A 25,473-nucleotide genomic window follows, 5' to 3' on the forward strand; every position below is an offset into this window, starting at 1 on the left:
CCTGAAAGCTGAGTCAGACCCGGCCAGCAGACCGGGCCTGAAGATTACGAATAGGTCACGGTGTAGGTGGCGACCGCGCTGGCATCACCCGCCGTGGCGTTACCCAGTGGGGAGTAATATTTCGCGCTGAAGTTCAGGGTGTTCGCCCCCGCACGCAGGGGGATCGCTGCTGCCGGCTCACCCAGCCTGACGACGTTGCCCTGTTCGTCATAAAGACGGATAGCGACATGCTGCGCCGAGCCCGCGCCGCCGTTTACTCCCGCGGCCAGGCTATTCACATCGGTACTGTCCGGTGTACCGGTGAAGGTGATAGCCACGGTCGTTGCGGCAATAGGGTTATCTTCCGTGGACGCCGAGGTATCGGCGATTTCGCAATCTTCCAGGGTGATGGAGAAGGCTTTTGCGGTACTGGCTTCACTGCCTGCGGCAGCCAGCGTGGCGGTACGCACTTCACCCATGTCGACGTCGATATTGGCGCTACCGGCGCTGATGGCACAGGCGGAGGTCACCACTTTACCGCTGAAGTTAACCGTGCCGCCGCTGGTGGTGGCGGCCAGTGCTGAGCCCGCTGGCAGCAGGGCGGCAATGCTTAATGCCAGCAGAGAATGGCAAGTAAGGCGTGCTTTCATTTCATAGTTCCTTGATTTTTTTATTACGAGATTTGCTCTGAAAGCGGCAGGTCTAACTGGTTAAAAAGACCAGCAAATCTGTCTTATTCCTGAGCCCGAGTTTCCTTATCGCTGAGCTTTTTAAGGCGCTCACGCGGCGATAAGAAAGTTTCTCCAGTTCTGCGATGTAACGTATATCCAGTCCGTTCCTGAGTTCTTTTAATACCCTCCTTTCTCCAGGCGTCAGCGATAACGCCGCTGGCTGCTTTTGGGGCCGATAATGGCTATCGACCATTTTTGCTAGCTTTATCCGCCACTGATAAACCGTGTTCTGTAGCGAGATATAGGCATCAATATCTTCCCGGACCCATAACAGGGAATGGGCAGAGGTTGAGTACAGGCAGATAATCACTTCAGGCTGCGTGACTTTGATTTTTTTTAAATATTTCAGTGAGTCATACCCTGTATGGTATTTCTCTGCGCCGGATATAAATAAGATATCGATACGAATCGACGACAGCGCCTTATCCAGTTCCTGATAACCTCCTTCGATGATAATGATGTGAAGGTCGTCGCGGATGCTGCTTAATAACGTTTTAATGCCGTTTCTTGCATAATGATCGCCGCCCATCAGTGCAACAGTTATATGCTGTGTTATTTGGCTATTGTTCGTCATGTTATTCCTCGATTTATAATAGTAATCAGGCGAATTATTTATAAGGTTATCGCCAGTATTCTCGAAGCAATGACGTATTGCATACTGTAGGCCTACTATACGTCGGCCAATAAAGAGGTAATCTGAATTAATCTAAAATTGTATTAATTACTAAGATCGAGACCGGTTACGACGCTTCCCTCTGATTGGTCTTATTCCGCTTCGCTTTCTGTAAATTATGATAGCCGCTATTTTTAATGAAAATTTAGCTTTGATAAATGTTTTGTAAGGAGTTTGTCTTTTGGTGTCAGTGCGGGTGTGAAGTTGCTGACGGGGAATAACAATTTACGAATGTTATCATCGATAAAAACTGATAGAAAGGTGGCTTAAAAGCATACAAAAACCATGTAAGTTATTGATATTGGTCAGGTTGAGAAAAATTAAGGCTTAAGGGTGCTGAATATTTCAGACACGCATGTCCGTGGCGTACAATGTTTTTTTATGTAGATATTTGTCAATGTCAAGAGGCGAGGAGTGCGCCAAAAGATGAGGCCCTGATAAATGAGATGCTGCCGGTAGTCAGATACTTCTGTGGAGCGGAAATTCACTTCACAAAACATCATAATGAGGATGATCGCGGATGAAGCGGCTCTGCAAGCCGCATTCTACAAGGGTTGAGTTCTTATGCAGGTTCAGTGAAGCTTAAGGGATGAAATATAAATTAAGATTTTTCGCCAATGGCGAAGATATACAGCATGACGTTAATCAGTCACATTAATCCCGACGTGAATGTCATCCCATACATGCGGTGACCCAGGTTCAACATCTGTTAACCGGAGAATTCATACTGCCCCTATGCATAAGCATTACATTATAAATAATATCGTCGAATTTCATCCTGCGGCCAGCACGTTACGTGATATCAACAATCCTGACCGTGTGGTTGTGTTAAATTCGCCAGCAGGCCGATGCCTGTTGTTATTAATCGACAGAGCGGGGTCGATTGTCACTCAGCAAGAGTTCCTTGATATTGTCTGGCAAAGCCGCGGCATGCTTGTCTCCTCCAATACCTATTACCAGAACATCTCCATCCTGCGCAAAGGGCTCAAAAAGATTGGCTTTGAAACTGACCCTATCGTTACCATTCCGCGGATTGGGTTGACGCTGGCAAGCGACACGCAAATAACCGTCAGAGAGTCTTCACCCGTCGCGCCTCAACCCGCAGAGGGACAATGTGTGGAGGCGCCAGCGATCGAGGAGGTCTCTGCACCCTCCGAGCCAGCAACGCCTGTTGCCAGGAAGCCCACGCGCTGGCTGGCTGTTGTCATGGGTCTATTGATCGTCCTGGCCGGGGCAGGCGTGACGGGATATATGAACGCCACAGAAAACCGTTTTGTTGAGGATTACCGTTTTGCGGCATCCGTCGGAGCCTGTCGCGTTTATCTTGCGAACGACATTCAGACTCACGCTGAACGCGCTTCCGCGCTGACCTATGTGGAACAATTCAAGGCTGAATGCGCGCAATATCCCTGGGTTTACATCAGCTGGTACGCTCTGCTTCCTCGTGCGTCGGTTATTCGCTGCGACCGGCCAATGAAAGAGCCGAACCGCTGTATATCTGATTATTTCCTGAAGGATAGCTAGCATGACTCGTTTTCGGCAGATGCTGTATATCATCGTGACGGGCCTCGTCACGGCAGGCGTGCTGACGGGCTATTACCTGTGGCACCGAACTTACGTTCAGCCTTTTTCATGCCAGGCTAATCTGGTCCAGCACCATCCGGATGAGACGCTGACGGTCTGGCTGAATTACACCTTCGACGGGAAATTCGGCACCCTGAGCATGAATGGCCGGGCAAAGAGCGATCCGGGTAAAACCATCGACAGGAAAATTTCCTTTCGGGTGGATAGACAGGATCATCTCTATTTGCTGACGTCAGAAAAAAATATGACGTTCCCGGACGATAATGTCGACGACAGCTGGCTGGAAAAATATGAACCGCAATTCTTTGTCTATCCGGGCAAGAGTATTTATATGCGGATCAATGAACAACATAATGGTAACTATATCTTTACCTTAGGAACATTACCGACATATGTGTGTCGTGGCTCAAAAAAAGAATGATATAAACGAGAAAAACATTATATTTTCCTCCCGTCTCATTTATGCTTGATTTAAAATATCAGGATTACCTTAGAAATAAAAAGTGCGACAGATCATGTTGCGATAATGTAATTAATTTTAAATTTGGCAAGTAAATGAAAAGTGTATTTGACTCCTCCGATGGGGGGAAATCAGTACCGGAAAAGTGTCTGCATATTGGGTTGATATTATGGCCCCGTTATTCACTCCTGGCCGTCTCCGGGTTGCTGGAGGCGCTGCGTTATGCAGCGAAAGCTCAGGATAAATTAGCATTTAAAATCAGCCTGATAAGTGAATTTCCTGATATCCCGATTATCAGCAATGCGGGGATTATCATGAGACCGGATTCTCCCCATGCGCCGCCGGACAGTTTTAACTACCTTGCTGTTATCGGCGGTGAATTGCAGTATCTGGACTTAGGGTATCAGGGGGATAAAGCGTATCTGGCACATGCCCACCATGCCGGGGTTCCGCTCATTGGCATTGGCACCGGCAGTTTTGTCCTCGCACAGGAAGGATTGCTGAATGAACGACGAGCGTCCATCCATCCTTTCCACCTTGATGCATTTCGGCAGGCTTTCCCGCTGGTTTATGCTGAGCAAGGGTATGATTTCATCGACGATGGCGATGTGCTGACCTGCCCGGGCGGTATTTCCACCCTGACGCTGGCAACTGAGCTTATCCGCGACCATGCCGGGGATGATATCGCCAGCACCACCTGTCAGCGTTTGTCGCTCGTTCCGCATGAAATTGCCACCCCGCGTCCGGCGAATTTTGCGCTTATCCCTGACTCGCGGTTGCGCCGCGCCGTCATGCTGATAGAACAGTTCCTGACCCGGCCGCTCACCACCGCCGGGCTTGCGCGAGAAGTGGCATTGAGTGAACGCCAGCTCAACCGTCTGTTCCACGCAGAATTCGGCAAAACGGCCCGCGAATTTATCCGCAGTGCCAGACTGCGCTATGCTTGCTGGCTGCTGAAGAACTCACAGCAAAGCGTGACGGATATTGCGCAGCGGATGGGGTTCAGCGACTGCGCGCACTTTATTCGTCATTTTCAGACGGAGTATGGTTGTACGCCTGGCGTGTGGCGCACGTCGCAGAGCTGAATATCATTACATTGCTGCCCTGAAACTTTACTCAACCGGAATATCATCATGAAAATAGAAGCCGCACACCCCTCACAATTTGAACGCCTCGTCGCAGTCTGGGAGTCGTCCGTTCGCGCCACGCACCGCTTTTTGCAGGAAAGCGATATCGCGGCGCTGCGTCCGTTATTGCTCAACGCATATTTGCCTAATCTCAGGGTTGTGATTGCCCGGGATGACGTGGGTATTATTCACGGCTTTTTGGGCGTGGATAAAAATCGCATTGAAATGCTGTTTGTGGATGATGCGAGCCGGGGGAAGGGTATCGGGAAAATGCTGCTGCAATATGCCATTGCAGAATTCGGCGTAAATGAAGTGGATGTGAACGAGCAGAATCCGCAGGGGGTGGCGTTTTATCGCCATATGGGGTTTGAGCAGGTCGGGCGTTCAGAACTGGATGGGCAGGGGAATCCGTTTCCGCTGTTGCATATGAAGCTGAGCAGAAATACCGGGATTAGCGCTTAGCCCGCTTATCCCATTTTAATAAGCCGACAATATCTTTCTCACCTTCGGCCTCTTTCAGCAGGCGCTGCTTTTTTTCATATTCGATGTATTCTGAGCACGCCTTTTCATCAGCCGCTTTCTTGCTGATTTTTCCTGCGCCTTCTAAAACGTCCCGGTCGTTGAATTGCAGGAACTGATCGAGCTTGGTTTGCCAGTCTCGTAAAAATACCTGCTTGCGGCGTTTGGCCTGATCTTCGGCAAAATCGAGCCACATATTAACGACGCGATTAAGCTCGCTCACCTCATCCTGAGACAGATAATTTTTTGCGGTGGTGACATCGCTTTTACGGACTTCTTCGCCTTTATAGCTGGTCAGCCCCATATGCGGTTGAGTGGCGTCCGCACGTTGGTGAATCAACTCAGCAGCGGTGTGCCCAGTGCAGGCAAAATGCAGTTTATTCTGGATGGTCTGAAAGAATTGCGTGGTTTCTTTGAGCGACGGCTGATAGTCAGCAGCTAATGCGAAAATCTCCCTCACGCGAAGATAGACCCGGCGTTCGCTGGCACGTATATCGCGAATGCGTTCCAGCATTTCATCGAAATAGTCAGGGACGGCGGAAGATCCTACAGGCGGATTTTTCAGGCGCTCGTCGTCCATAACGAAGCCTTTAACCAGGTATTCCTGGAGCGTTTGGGTGGCCCACTGGCGGAACTGTGTGCCTCGCGTGGACCGGACACGATAGCCGATGGCGAGAATGACGGGCAGGCTATAGTGAAGTGTGTTGCGATTGACCTTGCGCTGACCTTCTTGCTGAACTTGTAAGTAAGCCTTACAAGTTGCTTTTTGTTCAAGCTCACCTTCTTCGTAAATAGCTTTAATATGCTGAGTAATAGCTTGAGGAGTGACCTGATAAAGAGACGCAATGGCTGCTTGCGACAGCCAGAGTGTTTCATGTTCAAAGCGACATGTGATGCGAACCGTTCCATCATCACTGGCAAACATAACAAATTCGCCTGTCGGGGATTGGATTACGTCTTTATCTGCCATGTCGCCTCCACATCTAATGCACCTGGCAGGTAGTATGCCAGAAACAGCCGTTAAGCCAGGTGGTTTGTATTTGATTTTGCGAGGCGCTTTCCAGCATGTGGAATTTGGATCGCTGCAAGCGCGTCCTCTATCTCAATAAGCTTTGCTTTCGTCCGTTTATAATCATCCTGCAAACGCTGCTCCTGCTCGTTATACGCCACCAGAACGATGCATCCTTTCATGACCTTTACTGTGACCTGCTGTCCTGTATCAAAACCTGCCGCGCGCAGCCACTTGCCGGAAAGGATGATTTTCGGCGTGGATTTGTCGAAAACATTCGGGCGGTATCCCACAATTAACGAACGCTCGGTTCCGGATTGGTCGGTGTCTGGGGTAGAATGCGAATCAGCCATAATCAACTCCTTGATAGTTGGTGAGGTTAGACGCTCCGGTTGTGTTCCCGCACATCGGGGCGTTGAAATACAGGAGGTTTAGGTGGCCTCCTATATGTATCAGAGTAGATGGATAGGTGGCCTCATGTCAATCATATCGCGCGAAAAAAAACCAAAAGGCGGCGGGCAGTCTCCGCAGTTTAAGATGCGTATTGATCCGGCATTGAAGGAACAGTTGGATGCTGTGGCGGCTGAGGAAGGGGTGAGCCTCGCAAGTTGGTTGAAGGAGCTAGCAAGAAAAGAATTATTATTGCGGGGTAAAATACCTAAAGGTTAATGATGAACGTATAAATATATAATAACTTGAACAGTATAATATATGAAGATGGTTTAATTATGAAAATACTGGTAATTAGTGATCTACATGTGGGTACTACAGCGAGAGCAAAAGATTTTTGTACTGAAGTAAGTGGGACATCAGCTATTACTGAAAATTTCATACAGGACTTTAAAGACTTAGTAACCGCTGAGAAAATCACAGCAACGCATCTTTTAATTGCTGGAGATATCACAAATCGCGCAGAATCATATGAGTTTGAAATTGCAGCTGAAAGGATTAAAGAGATAAAGAATATATTAAACATAAGTGATAACAATATTTTCTTCGTCCCTGGCAATCATGATGGAAATTGGCAACAGGAAAAAGATGCAAGCGAAAGATATTCTGATAAAAGTAAAATCATCTTAGCAAAATACGCTAATATTCGGAGTAATGATTTTTTTTCCTCTTTATTATATAATTCAACCTTTTCATCCTATTATTCTGATCCATATTCGGCTATTTGGGAACATGAGGATTTAATCGTCGTTGGTGTTAACTCTTCTGCGCTAGACAGCTGTGATAAAGAAGTAAAATTTGGGGAGGTAGACCTTAGATGTTTATCAACGTTACAATCAAAATTGGATGAGTTAAGGACGAAAGATAAACGTAAGTTTAGGATTTTACTAACACATCACCATCCCAAAAATTATACAGATACTACATTTCCAGATCCTGATCTAAGTCAAATGAAAAATGCGGAAGATTTTATGCGTTTTGCAAGCCACAACGAATTCGACTTCATTGTTCATGGTCATAAACATATACCACGATATAACTTTCAAATGGATTCAGAGGGTTTTTTTGTAAATATTTTAAGTGCTGGTAGTTTTGCTGCTCAGTTAAAAGACTGGCATAATGGAGTTGCCAACTTTTTTCATTTAATTGAACATCACGATTTTTGTCCCGAGAATAATTTTTCGAGGGGGAAAGTAATTTCTTGGTCATATTTTACAAACCATAAATGGACGCGTTCTCTTTTCGACAGAGACCATATTAGCCATGAAGAGTATTACGGTTATATGGTTTCAAGGAATCAACTGAAGATTAAACTTCGCCATATAATACAAAGTTGCAGAGAAAAAAGTAATTACGCTAAGTGGCACGATTTAGTAAAAATAGAACCGAATCTAAGATATTGTAATAAACAGTTATTGTCTCATGCTGTTGATGATCTTTCTAGTGAATTAAAGTATGAGGTAATGCCAAGTAAAAATGATAGCTTCGTTTTATTATGGGCGGAGAATTAATATGAATTTCAGTGAGCTAAGTACATTATTTGAAAATTCAAATGCAAGAGGCTTAAATACCAACCAGCTTGCAAATGAATTTATTTGGACAGAATCATTCGAAGCACTTTTTACTAGTCAGAATCAAGTAATACTTGGTTCCAGAGGATCTGGAAAAACTGCGCTAGTTAAAATGTTAGCACATGAAAATTTAAGTAAACTAGCCTCTTTTTATCCAAAAGCGAAAGCTATTATCGATGAGAAAAATTTCATAGCTACTTATGTTCCATTAAGAGTTGAATGGGTTAACTCATTAAATAACTATGAATTAAAAAAAGAAGAGTATTTTATTTGGAGCCTTAACCTTTCATTATGTGCTAAACTTCTTGACACTATCAGGAGTTGTATCGACTCTTATATTGAAGATGAGATAGAACAATTATTTGTAGAGCGAGATATTTGTCTAGCTATTTCTGAAGCTTGGTTTACAGATGAAAATAACTCTTTAAATAATTTGAATCTTATTAGAAACGAACTCGAGAAAGTGGAGTTTAGAAAAAACTTAGTATTTAATAAAGAGGCTATGGGAATCGCTTTGACGGTGGAGGAAACCAGAATAGGCGAAGTATTCCACACAACTTTATTTAAACCTTTTGAATTTGCATCTAGGATAATCAAAAGGAAATTATCTTTACCAGAGAATAATCGTTGGGTTGTATGCATTGATGAGGCTGAGTTTCTAACAAAAAATCATCATCAAACGCTTAACACATTTATGCGATCAGCGAGTGATTTGGTCTTTAAAATAACAACTATGCCTTATAGACATCATACTCTAGATACAAATGTGGCCGCAAATATTAATATAGGACACGATCTTGAGTATATATATATAGATAAACTAGGTACATCTCACCTTAACCAGCAAGCTTCAGATAAAATCATTCAGGATTTCGCTGAAAAATTATTTGTTAATCGGCTGAAATACCATCATAAAAATTTTTTGACGCTTGAACAGTTAGTTGGAAAATCTATCCTAACGCAGTCAACACCTGATATCGTCGAAAACGAATATGTCATTCAATTAATTGAAAAACATTGCAATGCTGACACAATCAGTCGTGCTAAGTCTTTACTAGCTAGCGATCCCGGTAAGTTTGATGATGCTATAGTTAGGAAGTTGCGAGGGATGCTTCTCCTGCGTGAAGAATATAATAATAAGTCAGGCAACTCTGCCTCAACATTATATTCTGGAGTTGCTATTATATCACGCTGTTCAGACGGTAATCCAAGGCGCCTCTTTAGACTGTTTAATCATTTGCTTGGAAATCTAAAGAATCAGTCTACGAGAATTCCTGATGCAAGCCAAAGCGAACGTATCAAAAGTTACTCCTATAGAGAGCTTGAGGTTGTTAAATTTGAAAAAGATGGGATTAAAGCTTTTGAGTTTATTAATAAAATAGGGGGTTATTTTAAAGAAAAAAGTTTGGTTGAGAAGCTTGGCAGTGATACACCACAGTCTTTTAGGATAGATAACTCTATATCGGAAGAACAATGGGGGTGTATTAAAACAGCAGTAGATCTAGGGTTACTATATCCTTATGTAAAAAAAGATAGAAATGCAAAGTCCCTATTCCCATCAAAAGAAGGCCGATTTGTAATAGCCAATTGCCTTACTCCGAACTTTAATCTGTTCCCACGTGTAGGTCGTCCCATCCAATTACATAATATTTTTAATTCTAACGCTCTGTTGAGTGAAGAAGATCAAATGGAGTTGTTCAAAGATGAAGATTAAATTACTTGATTTATCGAGAGCCGAGATGCTGGATTCGCAATATGATGTTGCATTTCTAGGATTGGGTTATGAACCTCGCTGCACCTATATTTCAAAGTTGCTTAATGTAAAGAAAATTGCGGATGTTGTGATTCTTTCTTTTAATGAAAGTTCACAAAATAGAAGCCGGATACAAAGCTATGAAAAATTGCAAAAAAAATGGGGCTCTAAAACAACTGTTGTAAACCTTGAACACTCACATACTCAACAAGTTTATGCTATTCTAAATAAAAAAATATCGGAAATAACAAAAAATGAAATTAGAATAATTGTTGATTACAGTTCAATGTCAAGGAATTGGTATGCTGCGATATTAAATTACTGTTTAAAAGTTTGTTCTAAAAAGCTTACTATTGATTTGGTTTATGCTACTGCTGAATATCCAAAAAATGACGACTTCTTAAATTTTGAATTAGGTGATGTAAAAATATTGCCTGGTTGTGAGGGTTCTTCAATTACTAAGAAGAAAAAATGTGCTATCTTTATGTTAGGATTTGATAAAATAGGGCCACAAAGTTTCTTCAATCTTCTTGAGCCAGATTTAACTTTTGGCGTAATTGCTTCCCCTGGGTCTTTACCAGATTATGAAACACAGGCTATGTTAATAAATAAAGATTTTATTGAGCATCAACTGTCCGGAGGTCGTAATCTTTTAAAACTACCTATTGCAAGTTTATCAATTACGTTTGAACATTTATGCCAAATAATCCAACCTTTAAAAAATGAATATAATATTACAATTATTCAGTTTGGGCCAAAACCCCATATTATTTCATCCACATTGGCAGGTTTATTTTTCGATAATGTAACGTGCATTTATAGTGAATATAGTAGATCAAAACCGTTTGATATCCAACCTAGTGGAGAGTTGGTGATAAGTAGAATTATGATGAAATAAAAGCATTTTTGGCGGAAGATCACAGGAGTCGAACCTGCCCGGGAACGCTGGCGTCCCCAACTGGATTTGAAGTCCAGCCACCTCACCGGAGATGACGATCTTCCGCGCCTCGATTGCTACATGGAGGCGGGGCGCATTATAGCTACTTTCAGACATTTACCACATACCCCACACCACTTTTTTCACCTCTCTTTTGACCTGTACACCCCTGTTTCAGTTAATTCCTAAGAAAATCCTCAGGTTAGCATTTCGTGCTCATCAACTTTTATCCCGATCACAAAAAACAAGAAACGTAATCTCTTAACCAGAAAACGCAATACCCGCTCCTGAAACAATGGTTTAAAAAACGGTAACCGGTCTCAGCGCCCCCTACAGCGTGAAGGATAAAAATATGAGCGAAGTACTGTCAGTAAAAGAGAAGATTGGCTACGGCATGGGAGACGCCGCCAGCCATATCATTTTTGATAACGTCATGCTTTATATGATGTTTTTCTACACCGATATTTTTGGTATTCCCGCCGGGTTTGTCGGCACCATGTTCCTGCTGGCCCGCGCGCTGGATGCGATCTCCGACCCGTGCATGGGCCTGATTGCCGACCGCACCCGCAGCCGCTGGGGCAAGTTCCGTCCGTGGATTTTGTTCGGCGCCATTCCGTTCGGCATCGTCTGCGTGCTGGCCTACACCACGCCGGACCTCAGCCTTAACGGAAAAATGGTTTACGCCGCCATCACATACACGCTGCTGACCCTGCTCTATACCGTGGTCAATATCCCGTACTGCGCGCTGGGCGGCGTGATCACCAACGACCCGACGCAGCGTATCTCCCTCCAGTCCTGGCGCTTTGTGCTGGCGACGGCGGGCGGCATGCTCTCCACGGTGCTGATGATGCCGCTGGTGAACCTGATTGGCGGCGACGATAAGGCATTCGGCTTTCAGGGCGGGATCGCCGTGCTGTCGGTGGTCGCGTTCCTGATGCTGGCGTTCTGCTTCTTCACCACCAAAGAGCGCATCCAGGTGCCGCCGAGCACCACCTCTATGCGTGAAGATCTGCGCGACATCTGGCAAAACGACCAATGGCGTATCGTCGGCGTGCTCACCATCCTCAACATCCTTGCCGTCTGCGTGCGCGGCGGCGCGATGATGTACTACTGCACCTGGATCATGGGCTCGCCGGAGGTGTTCGTCGCCTTCCTCACCACCTACTGCGTCGGCAACCTGATTGGCTCCGCGCTGGCAAAACCGCTCACCGACTGGAAGTGCAAGGTCAGCATCTTCTGGTGGACCAACGCCGCGCTGGCGGTGGTCAGCGTGGCGATGTTCTTCGTGCCGATGCATGCCACCGTGCTGATGTTCGGCTTCATCTTCGTTATCGGCGTGCTGCACCAGCTGGTGACGCCGATTCAGTGGGTAATGATGTCCGATACCGTCGACTACGGCGAATGGACCAACGGCAAACGACTGACCGGCATCAGCTTTGCGGGCACGCTGTTCGTGCTGAAGCTTGGCCTGGCGCTGGGCGGGGCGATGATCGGCTGGATGCTGGCAGGCGGCGGCTACGACGCGGCAGCCAAAACCCAGAACAGCGCGACCATCAGCATCATTATCGGCCTGTTTACCCTGGCCCCGGCGGTCTGCTACGTGCTGAGCGCCATTATCGCCAGGCGCTACTACACGCTGAAAACCCCTTTCCTGACCAAAATTCTGCGCGAGCTGGCGCAGGGCGCGCGCCGCAATCAGCAGGAGTTTGAAAACCTGCCGGTCAGCAAAGAATTGCAGAACTAAGAGGACGTAAGCATGAAAATCAGTGATGGAAACTGGCTTATTCAACCGGGCCTGAATGTGACCTATCCGGTGCAGGTGTTCGACGTGGAGCAGCAGGGCAATGACCTGGTGGTGTATGTGGCGCCGCGTGACGTGCGCGAACGCACCTGGCAGCTCGACACGTTGATGTTCACGGTGCGCCTGTTTGCCCCGCAGGAAGGGATTGTCGGGGTGCGCATTGAGCACTTCCAGGGTGCGCTGAATAACGGTCCGCACTATCCGCTGAACGTTCTGAAGGATGTAAAAGTTGAGATTGAAAACAACGCCAAATTTGCCGAGCTGAAAAGCGGCAGCGTCAGCGTGCGCGTCACCAAAGGCGAGTTCTGGGCGCTGGATTTCCTGCGTAACGGCCAGCGCATTACCGGCAGCCAGCTGAAAAACAACGGCTACGTGCAGGACAGCAATACCGACCGCAATTACGTGTTCGAACGTCTGGATCTGGGCGTGGGCGAAACGGTCTACGGTCTGGGCGAGCGCTTTACCGCGCTGGTGCGCAACGGCCAGACGGTCGAAACCTGGAACCGCGACGGTGGCACCAGCACCGAGCAATCCTACAAAAACATCCCGTTCTACCTGACCAACCGCGGCTACGGCGTGCTGGTGAATCACCCCGAGAACGTCTCGTTTGAAGTCGGCTCCGAAAAAGTCTCCAAAGTGCAGTTCAGCGTGGAAGGGGAGTATCTGGAGTACTTCGTGATCGACGGCCCGACGCCGAAAGAAGTGCTGAACCGCTATACCCGCTTCACCGGCCGTCCGGCGCTGCCGCCTGCGTGGTCGTTCGGCCTGTGGCTGACCACCTCGTTCACCACCAACTACGACGAAGCGACGGTTAACAGCTTTATCGACGGCATGGCCGAGCGCGACCTGCCGCTGCACGTGTTCCACTTCGACTGCTTCTGGATGAAGGCCTTCCAGTGGTGCGACTTCGAGTGGGACCCGGTGACCTTCCCCGATCCGGAAGGCATGATCCGCCGCCTGAAAGAGAAAGGGCTGAAGGTCTGCGTGTGGATCAACCCGTACATCGGCCAGAAATCGCCGATCTTCCGGGAGTTGAAAGAGAAGGGCTACCTGCTCAAGCGCCCGGACGGCTCCCTGTGGCAGTGGGACAAATGGCAGCCGGGGCTGGCGATCTACGACTTCACCAACCCGGACGCGTGCCGGTGGTATGCCGACAAGCTGAAAGGCCTGGTGGAGATCGGCGTCGACTGCTTCAAGACCGACTTCGGCGAGCGTATCCCGACGGAGATCCAGTGGTTTGACGGTTCCGATCCGCAGAAGATGCATAACCATTACGCCTACATCTACAACGAACTGGTGTGGAACGTGCTGAAAGAGACGGTGGGAGAAGAAGAGGCGGTGCTGTTTGCCCGTTCTGCCTCCGTGGGTGCGCAACAGTTCCCGGTACACTGGGGTGGCGACTGCTACGCCAACTACGAATCGATGGCCGAAAGCCTGCGCGGCGGGCTGTCGATTGGCCTGTCCGGCTTCGGGTTCTGGAGCCACGATATCGGCGGGTTCGAAAACACCGCTCCGGCGCACGTCTACAAACGCTGGTGCGCGTTCGGGCTGTTCTCCAGCCACAGCCGCCTGCACGGCAGCAAATCCTACCGCGTGCCGTGGGCGTACGATGACGAGTCCTGCGATGTGGTGCGCCACTTCACGCAGCTGAAATGCCAGCTGATGCCGTACCTGTATCGTCAGGCGGCGCTGGCGCACGAGTTCGGCACGCCGATGCTGCGGGCGATGATGCTGGAGTTCCCGGACGATCCGGCGTGCGATTACCTCGACCGCCAGTACATGTTGGGGGATTCAATGATGGTGGCGCCGGTGTTCTCCGAGGCGGGCGACGTGCAGTTCTACCTGCCGGAAGGGCGCTGGACGCACCTGTGGCACAACGATGAAATCGAGGGTAGCCGCTGGCATAAGCAGCAGCACGATTTCCAGAGCCTGCCGGTCTATGTGCGCGACAACACGCTGCTGGCGCTCGGCAATAATAACCAGAAGCCGGACTATGCGTGGCACGAGGGGACGGCCTTCCAGCTCTTTAACCTGAGCGATGGCGCAACGGCGGTGAGTGAAGTGCCTGCGGCGGACGGTTCTGTAGTGTTTGCGCTGAAGGCGTCACGTCAGGGCGACGTCGTGACCTTTACCGGCGCGGGAGATGCGCAAAACTGGTCGGTATGCTTGCGCAACGTGCAGAAGGTCGGCGGCGTAAAAGGCGGTTCACATGCGGGCAGCGAATGGGGTGTGGTGGTGAAAGCCGAGGGGGATGAGGTGGTGGTTCACCTCTGAGCTGGAAAAATGCCCGGTGGCGCTTCGCTTACCGGGCCTACATTAGATCGTAGGCCGGGTAAGGCGAAGCCGCCACCCGGCTATTTACTGTGCCGGAGCCACCGTCGACACCATCCCGGCGGTCATGGTCTGTTGCACCTGCTGTTTATCCATATTCACCGCGCTCAGCTTCCCGTTCACCGTCGGCTTCAGCGGCGCATTGGCCTGCACGCTGCCGCTGGCGGTGAGCTGAATATTGCCGTCGCCCGCAATAGGCAGCGCTGGCCAGCCCCACTGCTGCATAACGTTGAGTGGTACACCGCGCCCGTTCAGGCTCACGGTGGTTTGTCGCTGTGGCAGCTGTGACACGGTGGCGGTCGCTTCCAGGATCCCTTTCTCGGTAAAGGCGCTCAGATCGGTAATATTTACCGTTGCGGCGTTGGCATTCAGCGCCAGCGACGGGCGACGCACGTCGACGCGGTTAAAGGTTGCTGCCGCCCCGTTGAGGGTTGCGTTACCGCCCCACACGCCCCACTTGTGATCCTGCGCCAGCCGCAGATTAGCGCCATAACCGTCGAGGGAGGTGATCTGCCACGGGAACGCCGGATCGATGTCGATCACCAGGTTGCGGCTCAGGCCGAATTTTTTTAGCGTCACGCTGTTCAGCCATGCCGGAAGCGGGTCCATCCACAGCGTTTTCCAGTTTTCCGGAAGCGTATATTCCAGCCCGGCAATGGCAACGTCGTCCAGCACCAGCGCCTGACCCTCGCGCAGCCAGTTGCCGGAGGTACGCACCATGCCCCCTTCCCAGCGGGAGGTGAACTGACGCAGCGCAATGCCCTGCGGGGAGAATTCCGCATTCAGGATAGGGTCAAACAGATGCAGCGAGCCGTAGATAAATTCGCTGGCGTTCATGGATAACCGTCCCTCCTGGCTTTGCCAGTCACCTTTACTCAGGGTGAGGTTACGCAGGCTGAGATCGAGGTCGGTTACCGCCCAGTCTGGCCCCTGTAGACGGGCATCGGTCACTTCCAGCCGCCCAATCTGTAACGAAGGCAGGGTGGAGAGAGGGGCGAAGAAATCCAGCAGCGATTTGTCGCTTTGCAGGCGGATCTCATTCAGACGTAGGGTGTTGATAACCCAGCCACCGTCGGCATTACGCAGAGCCGAGCCCGTCAGCGAGCCGCGCGCCATATCGGCACCGATGGTATTCAGCACCACCTCTTTGCCGTTGAGTTGTCCCTGAATCAGCACGTTGTTGGCCGGTATGCCGTTGAGCGTGAGCGACCCGGCGCTCATCTGGATTTGCGCATTTTTCCCGAGTACGTTCCCCGCCTCGGGCTGCCACGGGCTGACGCCGCCGGTCACCTTTTGCGCACTGAGATCCCACTCCGTATTCGGGCTGTTAAAGGCCATGTTATTCAGTTGCAGACGGTCGGCCTGGAACGGCAGCGGCGCCGTCTGCGGCGATAAATTCAGCGTGCCATCGAACAGGGTGATGGCATCCATATGCAGCGGGTCGGTGATCTGGCGGCTGCTTAAGCCAATATCCACTTTTTTAGCGACCAGCGTGGCCGGTTTGCCATCTCGTCCGAAGGTAACGTTTTCCAGAAGGATGTGAGAAGGGGATGAAAAGCGGTGATCCATCAGGTCAAAGTTGAGCTCGTAATCGGTATTCACCGTGATCCAACTGCTGACCTGCGATGCGCCCCAGCGGGTCTGGAGCAGAAAATAAAAGGCGAGCACTACAATGAGCAGGGCTACCAGAAGATAGATAAGCAGCTTTCCAATAAATTTCATGGTCTTCCTTCCCGCGAAACGCACATAAGGGTGTTATGCACGATTTATGCGCAATGCTCAAGGCGGGAATGGTGTAAAGAGATGTCACGGCAGGCATTGACAGCCTGCCGTGTGGGGATCAGTTCTTTTCAGGCGGGAAAATGAGATTCAGCACGATAGCGGTAATACCGCCCGCGGCGATGCCGGAAGAGAGCAGGTTTTTCACCCAGTCCGGGGCAAACTGCAAAATCATCGGCTGCTGGGAGACGCCAAGCCCTACGGCGAGAGACAGCGCAATAATCATGATTGCGCGGCGGTTCAGCGGCTCGCGGGAGACGATACGCACGCCAGAGGCCGCGATGGTACCGAACATGACCAGCGTCGCGCCGCCCAGTACCGGCTCAGGGATGTGCTGCACAAACCCGCTTACCGCCGGGAACAGGCCGAGGACCACCAGCATCAGCGCTACCACGAAGCCCACGTAGCGGCTGGCCACGCCGGTCAGCTGGATCACGCCGTTGTTCTGGCCGAAGCAGGAGTTCGGGAAGGTGTTGAACACCGCCGAGACAAACGAGTTCAGTCCGTTCGCCAGCACGCCGCCTTTCAGACGTTTCATGTACAGCGGGCCGGAGACCGGCTGCTCGGACACGTCGGAGGTGGCGGTGATATCGCCAATGGTTTCCAGCGAGGTGATCATAAAGACCAGCATCAGCGGCAGGAGCAGACTCCAGTCAATGCCCAGGCCGTAGTAGAGCGGCGTTGGCACGGTAATCAACGCGCTGTTGGTTGGGGTGGTGTTTTCCGGCAGCATGCCCAGCGCCCACGCCAGCAGGTAACCGGCGGCCATGGCGATCACCAGCGATGCCACGCGCAGGTACGGGTTACGCTGGCGGTTAAGCAGAATAATGATCGCCAGCACGACGCCTGCCAGCAGCAGGTTTTTCGGCGCGCCGAAGGTATGGTCGCTCATTGCCGCGTAGCCGCCCCCGATGGAGGTCAGACCCACCTGGATCAGTGACAGGCCGATAATCATCACCACCACGCCGGAGACCAGCGGGGTGATCACCCGGCGCGCCAGGTGCAGAACGCGGGAAATGATCATCTCTGTGCAGCTTGCCAGCATCAGGGTGCCGAAAAGCGCCGCCATCATCGTCGGGACATCTGCGCCGCCGGTTTTCAGTGCCGTACCGCCCATGATCAGCGGCGCCACAAAGTTAAAGCTGGTGCCCTGAATCGACAGCAAACCCGAGCCCACCGGACCCCAGGCTTTAATTTGAATGATGGAGGCCACGCCGGAAGCGAACAGAGACATACTGATGATGTGTTGCGTATCCTGCGCCGGTAACCCCAGCGCCTGGCAAATCAGCAGAGCCGGCGTGATGACCGCAACGAACATCGCCAGCAGGTGCTGGCAGGCGGCAAACAGGGTTTGAGGCAGCGGGGGACGATCTTCAAGGCGGTAAATCAGTTCGCTGTTTTGCTTCTGCGCAATCGGTTGCGCATCAGCAGACTCCAGAGTGTTAACAGACATCGGCGGCAATCCCACGGTGGAAAAGCGGGCATTTTAGCTGACCACCTGGTAAAAGCAAACGATTGCCAGCAAAAAAAAGAGAGAAAATCTGCCGGTGTGAGCAGGTTTTCTACAACGAACAGGAAAAAAAAATTACACTTTTCGCGCCGGCGGCTCATGACGAGCATCACCCGGCCCAGGATAACGCCGCGTGTGTATGGAACACGCGCATAACAGGAGCCTTTTATGATTCATCTCGATACGTTGTCGACCCTTGTTGCCGCAACGCTGGTTCTTCTGCTTGGTCGCAAGCTGGTACACAGTGTTTCCTTTCTGAAAAAGTACACCATTCCTGAACCTGTCGCCGGTGGATTGCTGGTGGCGCTGGCCCTGCTGGTGCTGAAAAAAAGCATGGGCTGGGAAATCGATTTTGATATGTCCCTGAAAGATCCGTTGATGCTGGCCTTCTTTGCCACTATCGGCCTGAACGCTAACCTCGCAAGCCTGCGTTCGGGCGGCAAGGTGCTGGGCGTGTTTCTGATTGTTGTGGTGGGTCTGCTGCTGATGCAAAACGCCATCGGCATCGGTATGGCGTCGCTGCTGGGGCTGGATCCGCTGATGGGTCTGCTGGCGGGGTCGATTACCCTGTCAGGTGGCCACGGAACGGGCGCGGCGTGGAGCAAGCTGTTCATCGAACGCTATGGCTTTGAAAACGCAACGGAAGTGGCAATGGCCTGCGCGACCTTTGGCCTGGTGCTTGGCGGGCTGATTGGCGGCCCGGTAGCGCGCTATCTGGTGAAACACTCCACCACGCCGGAAGGCAGGCCAGACGATGAAATGGTGCCGACAGCATTTGAAAAACCGGACGTTGGCCGCAGCATCACCTCGCTGGTGATGATTGAAACCATCGCCATGATTGCCATCTGCCTAACCGTGGGCAAAATCGTTGCGCAATGGCTGGCGGGAACGGCTTTCGAACTGCCAACCTTTGTCTGCGTGCTGTTTATCGGGGTGATCCTGAGCAACGGTCTGGCGCAGATGGGCTTCTACCGCGTCTTTGAGCGTGCAGTGTCCGTGCTGGGGAACGTCAGCCTGTCGCTGTTCCTGGCGATGGCGCTGATGAGCCTCAAGCTGTGGGAACTGGCCTCGCTGGCGCTGCCGATGGTGGCGATCCTGGCGGTGCAGGCCGTGTTCATGGCGCTGTATGCCATCTTTGTTACCTGGCGCATGATGGGCAAAAACTATGATGCGGCGGTACTGGCTGCGGGCCACTGTGGGTTTGGTCTGGGAGCGACGCCAACGGCCATCGCGAATATGCAGGCGATCACCGAACGGTTCGGCCCGTCGCACATGGCGTTTCTGGTGGTGCCGATGGTGGGCGCATTCTTCATTGATATCGTCAACGCGCTGGTCATTAAGCTCTACCTGATGCTGCCGATGTTTGGCTGATCGTCAGGCGTTGGAATACCGCTCGGTTTCCGGCATCCAGCGTTCAATTAACGCTGCCGCCTGTTCGGGGTAGCGTTCATGAATATGACGCGCAAGGCGTTGTACTTCGGGGATCATGGCCTGATCGCGCAATAAATCCGCCACTTTAAATTCGGCGTTACCCGTCTGACGCGTGCCCAGCAGTTCGCCCGGGCCGCGGATCTCCAGATCTTTTTGCGCAATGACGAAGCCGTCATTGCTGTCGCGTAATACCTGCAAACGCATCTGCGCGGTTTTCGACAGAGGGGCTTTGTAGAGCAGCACGCAGTGAGAGGCGATCGCGCCACGGCCCACGCGGCCTCGTAGCTGGTGGAGCTGCGCCAGGCCCAGGCGCTCCGGGTTCTCAATAATCATCAGGCTGGAGTTCGGCACGTCCACGCCCACTTCGATGACCGTGGTCGCGACCAGCAAATGCAGCTCGCCCTGTTTGAACGACTGCATCACCGCCTGCTTCTCGGCAGGCTTCATGCGCCCGTGAACCAGACCTACGTTCAGCTCCGGCAGGGCGAGCTTTAACTCTTCCCACGTGGCTTCGGCAGCCTGCGCTTCCAGCAGCTCAGACTCTTCAATCAGGGTACAGACCCAGTAAGCCTGACGTCCTTCGTGGGTGCAGGCGTTGCGCACGCGGTCAATGATGTCGCTGCGGCGCGTGTCCGGAATGGCGACCGTTGTCACCGGCGTACGGCCCGGGGGGAGTTCGTCGATGGTGGAGGTATCCAGATCGGCATAGGCCGTCATCGCCAGGGTGCGCGGTATTGGCGTGGCGGTCATGATCAGCTGATGCGGGTGGAAGCCCTGTTGCAGACCTTTCTCCCACAGCGCCAGACGCTGATGAACACCAAAGCGGTGCTGTTCGTCGATAATGACCAGCGCCAGGCCGTTAAACTGCACCTGTTCCTGGAAAATGGCGTGCGTGCCGACAATCATCTGCACCTGCCCGCTGGCAATGGCTTCCTGCTGCGCAAGGCGCGCTTTGCCCTTCTGCTTCCCGGCCAGCCAGCCCACTTCAATTCCCAGCGGGGCAAACCAGTTCCGGAAATTGTTGGCGTGCTGCTCGGCCAGCAGTTCCGTCGGTGCCATCAGCGCCACCTGCTTACCGTGGGCGATGGCGCGCAAAGCGGCCAGCGCGGCGACCAGCGTTTTCCCGGAACCCACGTCGCCCTGCACCAGGCGCATCATTGGCACATCCAGCGCCATATCGCGTTCGATCTCGGCAGTCACCCGCGCCTGGGCGCCGGTGGGTTTAAACGGCAGTGAGGCCAGCAGCTTATCTTTGAGCTCATCACGCTGGCTTAATGGCTGCGCGTGGAAACGCTGCGCACCTGCGCGCAGGGCCAGCATGCTCAGGTTGTGAGCCAGTAATTCCTCAAGGATAAGACGCCGTTGGGCGGGGTGTTTCCCGCTCTCTAAATCAACAAGCTGAAGCGTTGGCGGTGGACGGTGCAGGGTGCGCAACGCCTCCGGCAGGCTCATCATGCCCTGTGCCAGCTCCGGCGGCAGCAGCTCGTTAATGGCGCAGGTATCGAGCAGCTCCAGCGCCTGGTCGGTGAGCTTGCGCAGCGTAGCCTGCTTAATGCCTTCAGTGGTTGGATAGACCGGCGTGAGCGTCTCCTGTAGCTCAGGTGAGCTGAGATCGCCCTGCACGCGGTATTCCGGGTGGATCATCTCCGCGCCGTATTTGCCCCGTTTGGCTTCACCGTACGCAAGTACGCGTCGTCCAGTGGCAAGGCTGTTTTTCATTGCCGCATTGAAGTTGAAAAAGCGCATGGTGAGAATGCCGGTGCCGTCGCTGATCTGGCAGGTCATCATTCTGCGTCCGCCAAAGGTGATGTTGCAGTTCAGCACTTCCCCTTCAACGGTGGCGTAAATAGCGGGCAGCAGATCGCCAATTTTATAAAGCTGGGTACGGTCTTCGTAACGCAGGGGGAGGTGGAGCAGGAGATCCTGCACGGTGTGCAGGCCTATCTTCGCCAGTTTACTGCTTTGTGCCGCGCCCACGCCCGTCAGGCTGTTGAGCGGTATGGCGTCCAGCAGGCGGCCTTTCATGATTTACCCCGCGTACTGCATGGTGGACCACCACTCGGCATCGGCTTCAATTTCGCCCTGCGCGTTGACGTGGGGGTAAGGCAATTTCTTCTGCTTCGCAACGCGAGCCAGCACCGGATAGCCACCTTCAAACAGCAGGCGCTGCTGCTCCTCTTCCGGCAGCATGCTGTTGCTGCGCTCGTACATTCCGGCATTCTGACGCTGGCGCTGCGCTTCATACAGGATCAGCGCCGAGGCGACCGACACGTTGAGTGACTGGACCATGCCGATCATTGGAATGATGATGTCCCGATCGGCCAAATCCAGTGCTTCCTGCGTGATCCCCGTTTTCTCCTGGCCCATTAAAATACAGGTCGGACGGGTGTAGTCGATCTCACGGAAATCCACGGCTTTAGCAGAGAGGTTGGTTGCCAGAACCTGCATGCCACGCCCTTTCAGGTGCGAGACCGCTTCACCAATAGTCTGGTGAGTTTTCACGGATACCCAGCTGTTGCTGCCTGCGGCGGTGGAGGCCATGGTACGCATACGTGCGCCTGGCCAGACGGCGTGGACTTCATGCACGCCGACGGCATCTGCGGTGCGGACGATAGCAGAGACGTTATGAGGTTTATGGACCTGCTCCATGCAGACCGTCAGGTCAGGCTGACGCCTGGCGAGCATTTCGCAGATTCGCTCGTAACGTTTTGAATTCATAATGCTAGTTTCGGTTTCGGGTGACTTTAATGACATCCGGCATCACGCGGATCTTGCGCATAATATTCGCCAGATGCACGCGGTCACGGGCGGTCAGGCGAATAAAGGCGCTGTAAACGCGGCCATCTTTTTCTTCCGTATTCAGGCTTTGAATGTTGGACGAGGCCGTGTTGATCGCTGCCGTCAGGTTCGCCAGTGCACCCTGGTGGTTGAACATATCCACCTTGATTTCAGTGATAAATTCCTGCGCCGTCTCTTTATCCCACTCGACCGCCATGAACTTCTCAGGCTCTTTCTGATAGCCACGGATGTTACGGCAGGATTCATGGTGGATCACCAGCCCTTTACCCGGGCTGACATGCGCAATAATCGGGTCGCCCGGGATAGGACGGCAGCATTTGGCGAAGGTGATGAGCACCCCGTCAGCGCCTTTGATCGGCAGGTGACCATGATTTTGCGTGGTGGCAGGAACGGCTGTCGTTTCGCCTTGTTGCAGATTCTTCGCCACGACCACGCTCATGGCGTTGCCGAGACCAATCTCTGCCAGCAGGTCATCCAGCGAGGCGAGCTTCATACGCTCCAGCTCATGCTGAATGTTTTCTGGTGGGATCTCTGCCAGTTTGCGGCTGCCACCCAGCGCGTGATTGAGCAGACGACGCCCCAGGCTAACGGAGTCGTCGCGCTTGAGGTTTTTCAGCAGCTGGCGGATTTTTGCGCGCGCTTTTGAGCTCACGACAAAGTTCAGCCAGGCGGCGTTAGGACGTGCCCCCGGCGCGGTAATGATCTCCACCGTCTGTCCGCTGAAAAGCGGCTGCGACAGCGGATAAGGCTGCCTGTCGACGCGGGCACCTACGCAGGCATGGCCGATATCGGTATGCACGGCGTAAGCGAAGTCGACTGGTGTCGCGCCCGCAGGCAGTTCGACAATGCGCCCTTCCGGCGTGAAAACGTAAATCTCATCCGGGAAGAGATCGGATTTAACGCTCTCGATAAATTCAAACGAGCTACCTGCGCTCTGTTGCAGCTCCAGCAGGCTCTGCATCCAGCGCTGGGCGCGGATTTGCGCGGTGGTGCTGCTTTCGCCGCCGTGCTCTTTATAAGCCCAGTGCGCCGCGACACCCATCTCCGCCATCTGATCCATATCTTCGGTACGAATCTGCACCTCAACAGGGACACCGTGCGGGCCAATCATGGAGGTGTGCAAAGACTGGTATCCGTTCGCTTTTGGAATGGCGATGTAATCTTTGACGCGCCCCGGACGCGGCTTGTACAGGCTGTGCATCTGCCCCAGCACGCGATAACAGGTGTCTGAATCGTGGACGATGACGCGGAACGCGTAGATATCCATGATCGAGTGAAAACGCTGCTCTTTGAGCACCATTTTGCAGTAGATAGAGTACAAATGCTTTTCGCGACCGCTCACGCGGCACGGAATGCCCGCTTCCTGCAAACGCCCTTCGATTTCAGAGAGGATCTTTTGAATCATCTCTTTACGGTTACCGCGAGCGGCTTTCACCACCTCTTTAATCACGCGATAGCGGTTCGGGTACAACGCCTCAAAACCCAGCTCTTCCAGCTCGGTTTTAATGTGATGAATACCTAAACGGTGCGCCAGCGGACTGTAAATTTCGAGGGTTTCACGGGCGATGCGGCGACGTTTATCCGGGCGAAGTGAGCCCAGCGTGCGCATATTGTGGGTGCGGTCAGCCAGTTTGATGAGAATGACGCGGATATCCTGCACCATCGCCATGATCATCTTGCGGAAGTTTTCGGCCTGCGCCTCTTTCTTGTCGCGGAATTTCAGCTTATCAAGCTTAGAGACCCCTTCCACCAGCTCGGCAACGCTTTTGCCAAACAGCTGTTCCATGTCCTGGTAGGTGGCAGGGGTATCTTCAATCACGTCATGCAGCAGGGCGGCCATCAGCGTTTCGTAGTCGAGTTTCATCTCGGCCAGAATACAGGCCACCGCTACCGGGTGCGTGATATAGGGTTCACCGCTTGAACGTGTCTGGCCCTCGTGAGCGTCACGTGCAACGAGATACGCCTGCTGAAGACGCTTAATCTGGTCTTCAGGCAGGTAGGTTTGAATCAGTTGATTCAGGCTTTCAAACAGATACAAGGGCGACCCGCAGGTTTAATTAACGACGACCTTCAGCAATAGCGGTAACAGCTTGTAATTCAGCGGCTTCCTGCTCTTGCTGCTCCTGGCGCTCACGCACGTCGAGGATCTGGTTGTTGATCAGACCTTCTTCGATTTCGCGAAGTGCAATAACGGTGGTTTTATCGTTTTCTTCCGGTACCAGCGGATCTTTACCGCCTACCTGCATCTGACGAGCGCGACGCGCGGCGACCAGCACCAGGTCAAAACGGTTACCAATTTTCTCTACAGCGTCCTGAACAGTTACGCGTGCCATACTTAAAATGCTCCACAGGTGAAGAAATGACTGGGCATGATACTGAAAGTGGGTTCAGTCTGCCAACAGTTTGGTGATTAATGCGTCATGTCGCTGCTTCTGGCGGCTCATACGCAGACGTTCTGCGCGAAGGATAGTTTTGAGATCGCTCAGCGCGGCATCAAAATCATCATTCACAATAAGGTAATCATATTCCGCGTAATGGCTCATTTCTGCAACTGCCTGCGCCATACGCTTCGCGATAACTTCTTCGCTGTCCTGGCCGCGACCACGCAGGCGGCGATCCAGTTCATCTTTCGATGGCGGTAAAATAAAGATACTGCGCGAATCAGGCATTTTCTTACGAATTTGCTGCGCGCCCTGCCAGTCGATATCCAGGAACACGTTAACGCCGGTCGCCAGTACCTGCTCAATGGTTTCACGCGAAGTACCGTAGTAGTTACCGAAAACTTCTGCGTGTTCAAGAAACGCGTCTCTGCCAATCATCGCTCTGAATTCGTCGTGATTCACAAAGAAATAGTGTTCACCGTGCACTTCACCCGGACGCGGTGCTCGCGTGGTGTGAGAAACAGAAACCTGCGTATCGTACAACGGTTGGGTTTTTAACAGTGCCTGAATAAGGCTGGATTTACCCGCGCCACTAGGGGCAGAAACAATATAAAGCGTGCCTTGAGCCATGAGAGTCTTTTGTATGTG

22 protein-coding genes and 1 tRNA gene are annotated in these 25,473 nt (G+C 51.9%); 11 read left to right on the plus strand and 12 right to left on the minus strand.

Annotated features, from left to right (window positions below):
• Positions 1–44: 44 nt before the first annotated feature.
• Positions 45–629 carry a fimbrial protein gene (locus FZF21_RS00480; protein WP_023299002.1) on the minus strand — a complete coding sequence of 195 codons (585 nt, stop codon included), beginning with the start codon at positions 627–629 and terminating at the stop codon, positions 45–47.
• Between the two features lie 52 nt (positions 630–681).
• The gene (locus tag FZF21_RS00485; RefSeq protein ID WP_015570068.1) at positions 682–1,284 is read right to left on the minus strand and encodes a LuxR C-terminal-related transcriptional regulator; all 603 of its coding nucleotides are present in this window, start codon (positions 1,282–1,284) and stop codon (positions 682–684) included.
• An 834-nt stretch (positions 1,285–2,118) separates the two neighbouring features.
• On the opposite strand from FZF21_RS00485, the gene FZF21_RS00490 reads away from it, so the two are divergent.
• The 4 genes from FZF21_RS00490 (at position 2,119) to FZF21_RS00505 (ending at position 5,016) form a co-directional block, all read left to right on the plus strand.
• On the plus strand, positions 2,119–2,907 hold the full coding sequence (locus FZF21_RS00490; protein ID WP_023295687.1) for a transcriptional regulator: 789 nt from the start codon (positions 2,119–2,121) through the stop codon (positions 2,905–2,907).
• 1 nt (position 2,908) lies between these two features.
• Positions 2,909–3,388 carry a hypothetical protein gene (locus FZF21_RS00495; RefSeq protein WP_023302856.1) on the plus strand — a complete coding sequence of 160 codons (480 nt, stop codon included), beginning with the start codon at positions 2,909–2,911 and terminating at the stop codon, positions 3,386–3,388.
• A 353-nt stretch (positions 3,389–3,741) separates the two neighbouring features.
• The gene (locus FZF21_RS00500) at positions 3,742–4,512 is read left to right on the plus strand and encodes a helix-turn-helix domain-containing protein (RefSeq protein ID WP_225986307.1); all 771 of its coding nucleotides are present in this window, start codon (positions 3,742–3,744) and stop codon (positions 4,510–4,512) included.
• 48 nt (positions 4,513–4,560) lie between these two features.
• Positions 4,561–5,016, plus strand: coding sequence for a GNAT family N-acetyltransferase (locus tag FZF21_RS00505; protein ID WP_015570066.1), 456 nt, complete (start codon positions 4,561–4,563; stop codon positions 5,014–5,016).
• Here FZF21_RS00505 and rhuM read toward each other — a convergent pair.
• Positions 5,006–6,043, minus strand: a complete 1,038-nt coding sequence (gene rhuM / locus FZF21_RS00510) for a RhuM family protein (RefSeq protein ID WP_063136745.1) — start codon at positions 6,041–6,043, stop codon at positions 5,006–5,008. The genes FZF21_RS00505 and rhuM overlap by 11 nt on opposite strands.
• Before the next feature lie 50 nt (positions 6,044–6,093).
• Positions 6,094–6,435, minus strand: coding sequence for a SymE family type I addiction module toxin (locus FZF21_RS00515; protein WP_023302861.1), 342 nt, complete (start codon positions 6,433–6,435; stop codon positions 6,094–6,096).
• Between the two features lie 124 nt (positions 6,436–6,559).
• Between FZF21_RS00515 and FZF21_RS00520 the strand changes: the two genes are divergently transcribed.
• From FZF21_RS00520 to FZF21_RS00535, 4 genes are read left to right on the plus strand one after another with little or no spacing between them, the layout of a single operon-like run.
• The gene (locus FZF21_RS00520) at positions 6,560–6,751 is read left to right on the plus strand and encodes a toxin-antitoxin system HicB family antitoxin (protein ID WP_063136779.1); all 192 of its coding nucleotides are present in this window, start codon (positions 6,560–6,562) and stop codon (positions 6,749–6,751) included.
• Between the two features lie 59 nt (positions 6,752–6,810).
• On the plus strand, positions 6,811–8,043 hold the full coding sequence (locus tag FZF21_RS00525) for a metallophosphoesterase (protein ID WP_063136744.1): 1,233 nt from the start codon (positions 6,811–6,813) through the stop codon (positions 8,041–8,043).
• 1 nt (position 8,044) lies between these two features.
• Positions 8,045–9,817, plus strand: coding sequence for a hypothetical protein (locus FZF21_RS00530; RefSeq protein WP_149121130.1), 1,773 nt, complete (start codon positions 8,045–8,047; stop codon positions 9,815–9,817).
• Complete coding sequence (locus FZF21_RS00535) at positions 9,807–10,754, plus strand: hypothetical protein (RefSeq protein WP_063136742.1); 948 nt, start codon at positions 9,807–9,809, stop codon at positions 10,752–10,754. Before FZF21_RS00530 ends, FZF21_RS00535 begins: the two co-directional genes overlap by 11 nt.
• A gap of 9 nt (positions 10,755–10,763) precedes the next feature.
• On the opposite strand, the gene FZF21_RS00540 is transcribed toward FZF21_RS00535, so the two are convergent.
• A tRNA-Sec gene (locus FZF21_RS00540) sits at positions 10,764–10,858 on the minus strand.
• 287 nt (positions 10,859–11,145) lie between these two features.
• Between FZF21_RS00540 and FZF21_RS00545 the strand changes: the two genes are divergently transcribed.
• Complete coding sequence (locus FZF21_RS00545; protein ID WP_149121129.1) at positions 11,146–12,537, plus strand: glycoside-pentoside-hexuronide family transporter; 1,392 nt, start codon at positions 11,146–11,148, stop codon at positions 12,535–12,537.
• A 12-nt stretch (positions 12,538–12,549) separates the two neighbouring features.
• Positions 12,550–14,868, plus strand: coding sequence for an alpha-xylosidase (gene yicI, locus FZF21_RS00550; protein WP_149121128.1), 2,319 nt, complete (start codon positions 12,550–12,552; stop codon positions 14,866–14,868).
• Positions 14,869–14,952: 84 nt separating this feature from the next.
• Here yicI and FZF21_RS00555 read toward each other — a convergent pair whose 3' ends face one another.
• Both FZF21_RS00555 and xanP read right to left on the minus strand, forming a co-directional pair.
• Positions 14,953–16,647 carry an AsmA family protein gene (locus tag FZF21_RS00555; RefSeq protein WP_149121127.1) on the minus strand — a complete coding sequence of 565 codons (1,695 nt, stop codon included), beginning with the start codon at positions 16,645–16,647 and terminating at the stop codon, positions 14,953–14,955.
• A gap of 118 nt (positions 16,648–16,765) precedes the next feature.
• On the minus strand, positions 16,766–18,157 hold the full coding sequence (xanP, locus tag FZF21_RS00560) for a xanthine/proton symporter XanP (protein WP_015570053.1): 1,392 nt from the start codon (positions 18,155–18,157) through the stop codon (positions 16,766–16,768).
• A gap of 225 nt (positions 18,158–18,382) precedes the next feature.
• Here xanP and gltS point away from each other — a divergent pair, with 225 nt between their 5' ends.
• Positions 18,383–19,585: a sodium/glutamate symporter gene (gene gltS / locus FZF21_RS00565; protein ID WP_006812438.1), complete on the plus strand. Its 1,203-nt coding sequence runs from the start codon at positions 18,383–18,385 to the stop codon at positions 19,583–19,585.
• A 3-nt stretch (positions 19,586–19,588) separates the two neighbouring features.
• Here gltS and recG read toward each other — a convergent pair whose 3' ends face one another.
• The 5 genes from recG to gmk are packed head-to-tail and all read right to left on the minus strand — an operon-like array spanning position 19,589 to position 25,455.
• Entirely contained in the window at positions 19,589–21,670 is a 2,082-nt protein-coding gene (gene recG, locus FZF21_RS00570; RefSeq protein ID WP_015570052.1) for an ATP-dependent DNA helicase RecG, read from the minus strand.
• Between the two features lie 3 nt (positions 21,671–21,673).
• Positions 21,674–22,363, minus strand: coding sequence for a tRNA (guanosine(18)-2'-O)-methyltransferase TrmH (gene trmH / locus FZF21_RS00575; protein ID WP_003860922.1), 690 nt, complete (start codon positions 22,361–22,363; stop codon positions 21,674–21,676).
• Positions 22,364–22,367: 4 nt separating this feature from the next.
• Positions 22,368–24,482 (minus strand): bifunctional GTP diphosphokinase/guanosine-3',5'-bis pyrophosphate 3'-pyrophosphohydrolase, encoded by a 2,115-nt coding sequence (gene spoT, locus FZF21_RS00580; protein ID WP_003860921.1) that lies wholly within the window; start codon positions 24,480–24,482, stop codon positions 22,368–22,370.
• Positions 24,483–24,501: 19 nt separating this feature from the next.
• Entirely contained in the window at positions 24,502–24,777 is a 276-nt protein-coding gene (rpoZ, locus tag FZF21_RS00585) for a DNA-directed RNA polymerase subunit omega (RefSeq protein ID WP_000135058.1), read from the minus strand.
• Positions 24,778–24,831: 54 nt separating this feature from the next.
• Positions 24,832–25,455: a guanylate kinase gene (gene gmk, locus FZF21_RS00590; protein WP_006177710.1), complete on the minus strand. Its 624-nt coding sequence runs from the start codon at positions 25,453–25,455 to the stop codon at positions 24,832–24,834.
• Positions 25,456–25,473: the final 18 nt, after the last annotated feature.

Source organism: Enterobacter sp. LU1, from assembly GCF_008271405.2.
Classification (GTDB): domain Bacteria; phylum Pseudomonadota; class Gammaproteobacteria; order Enterobacterales; family Enterobacteriaceae; genus Enterobacter; species Enterobacter hormaechei_C.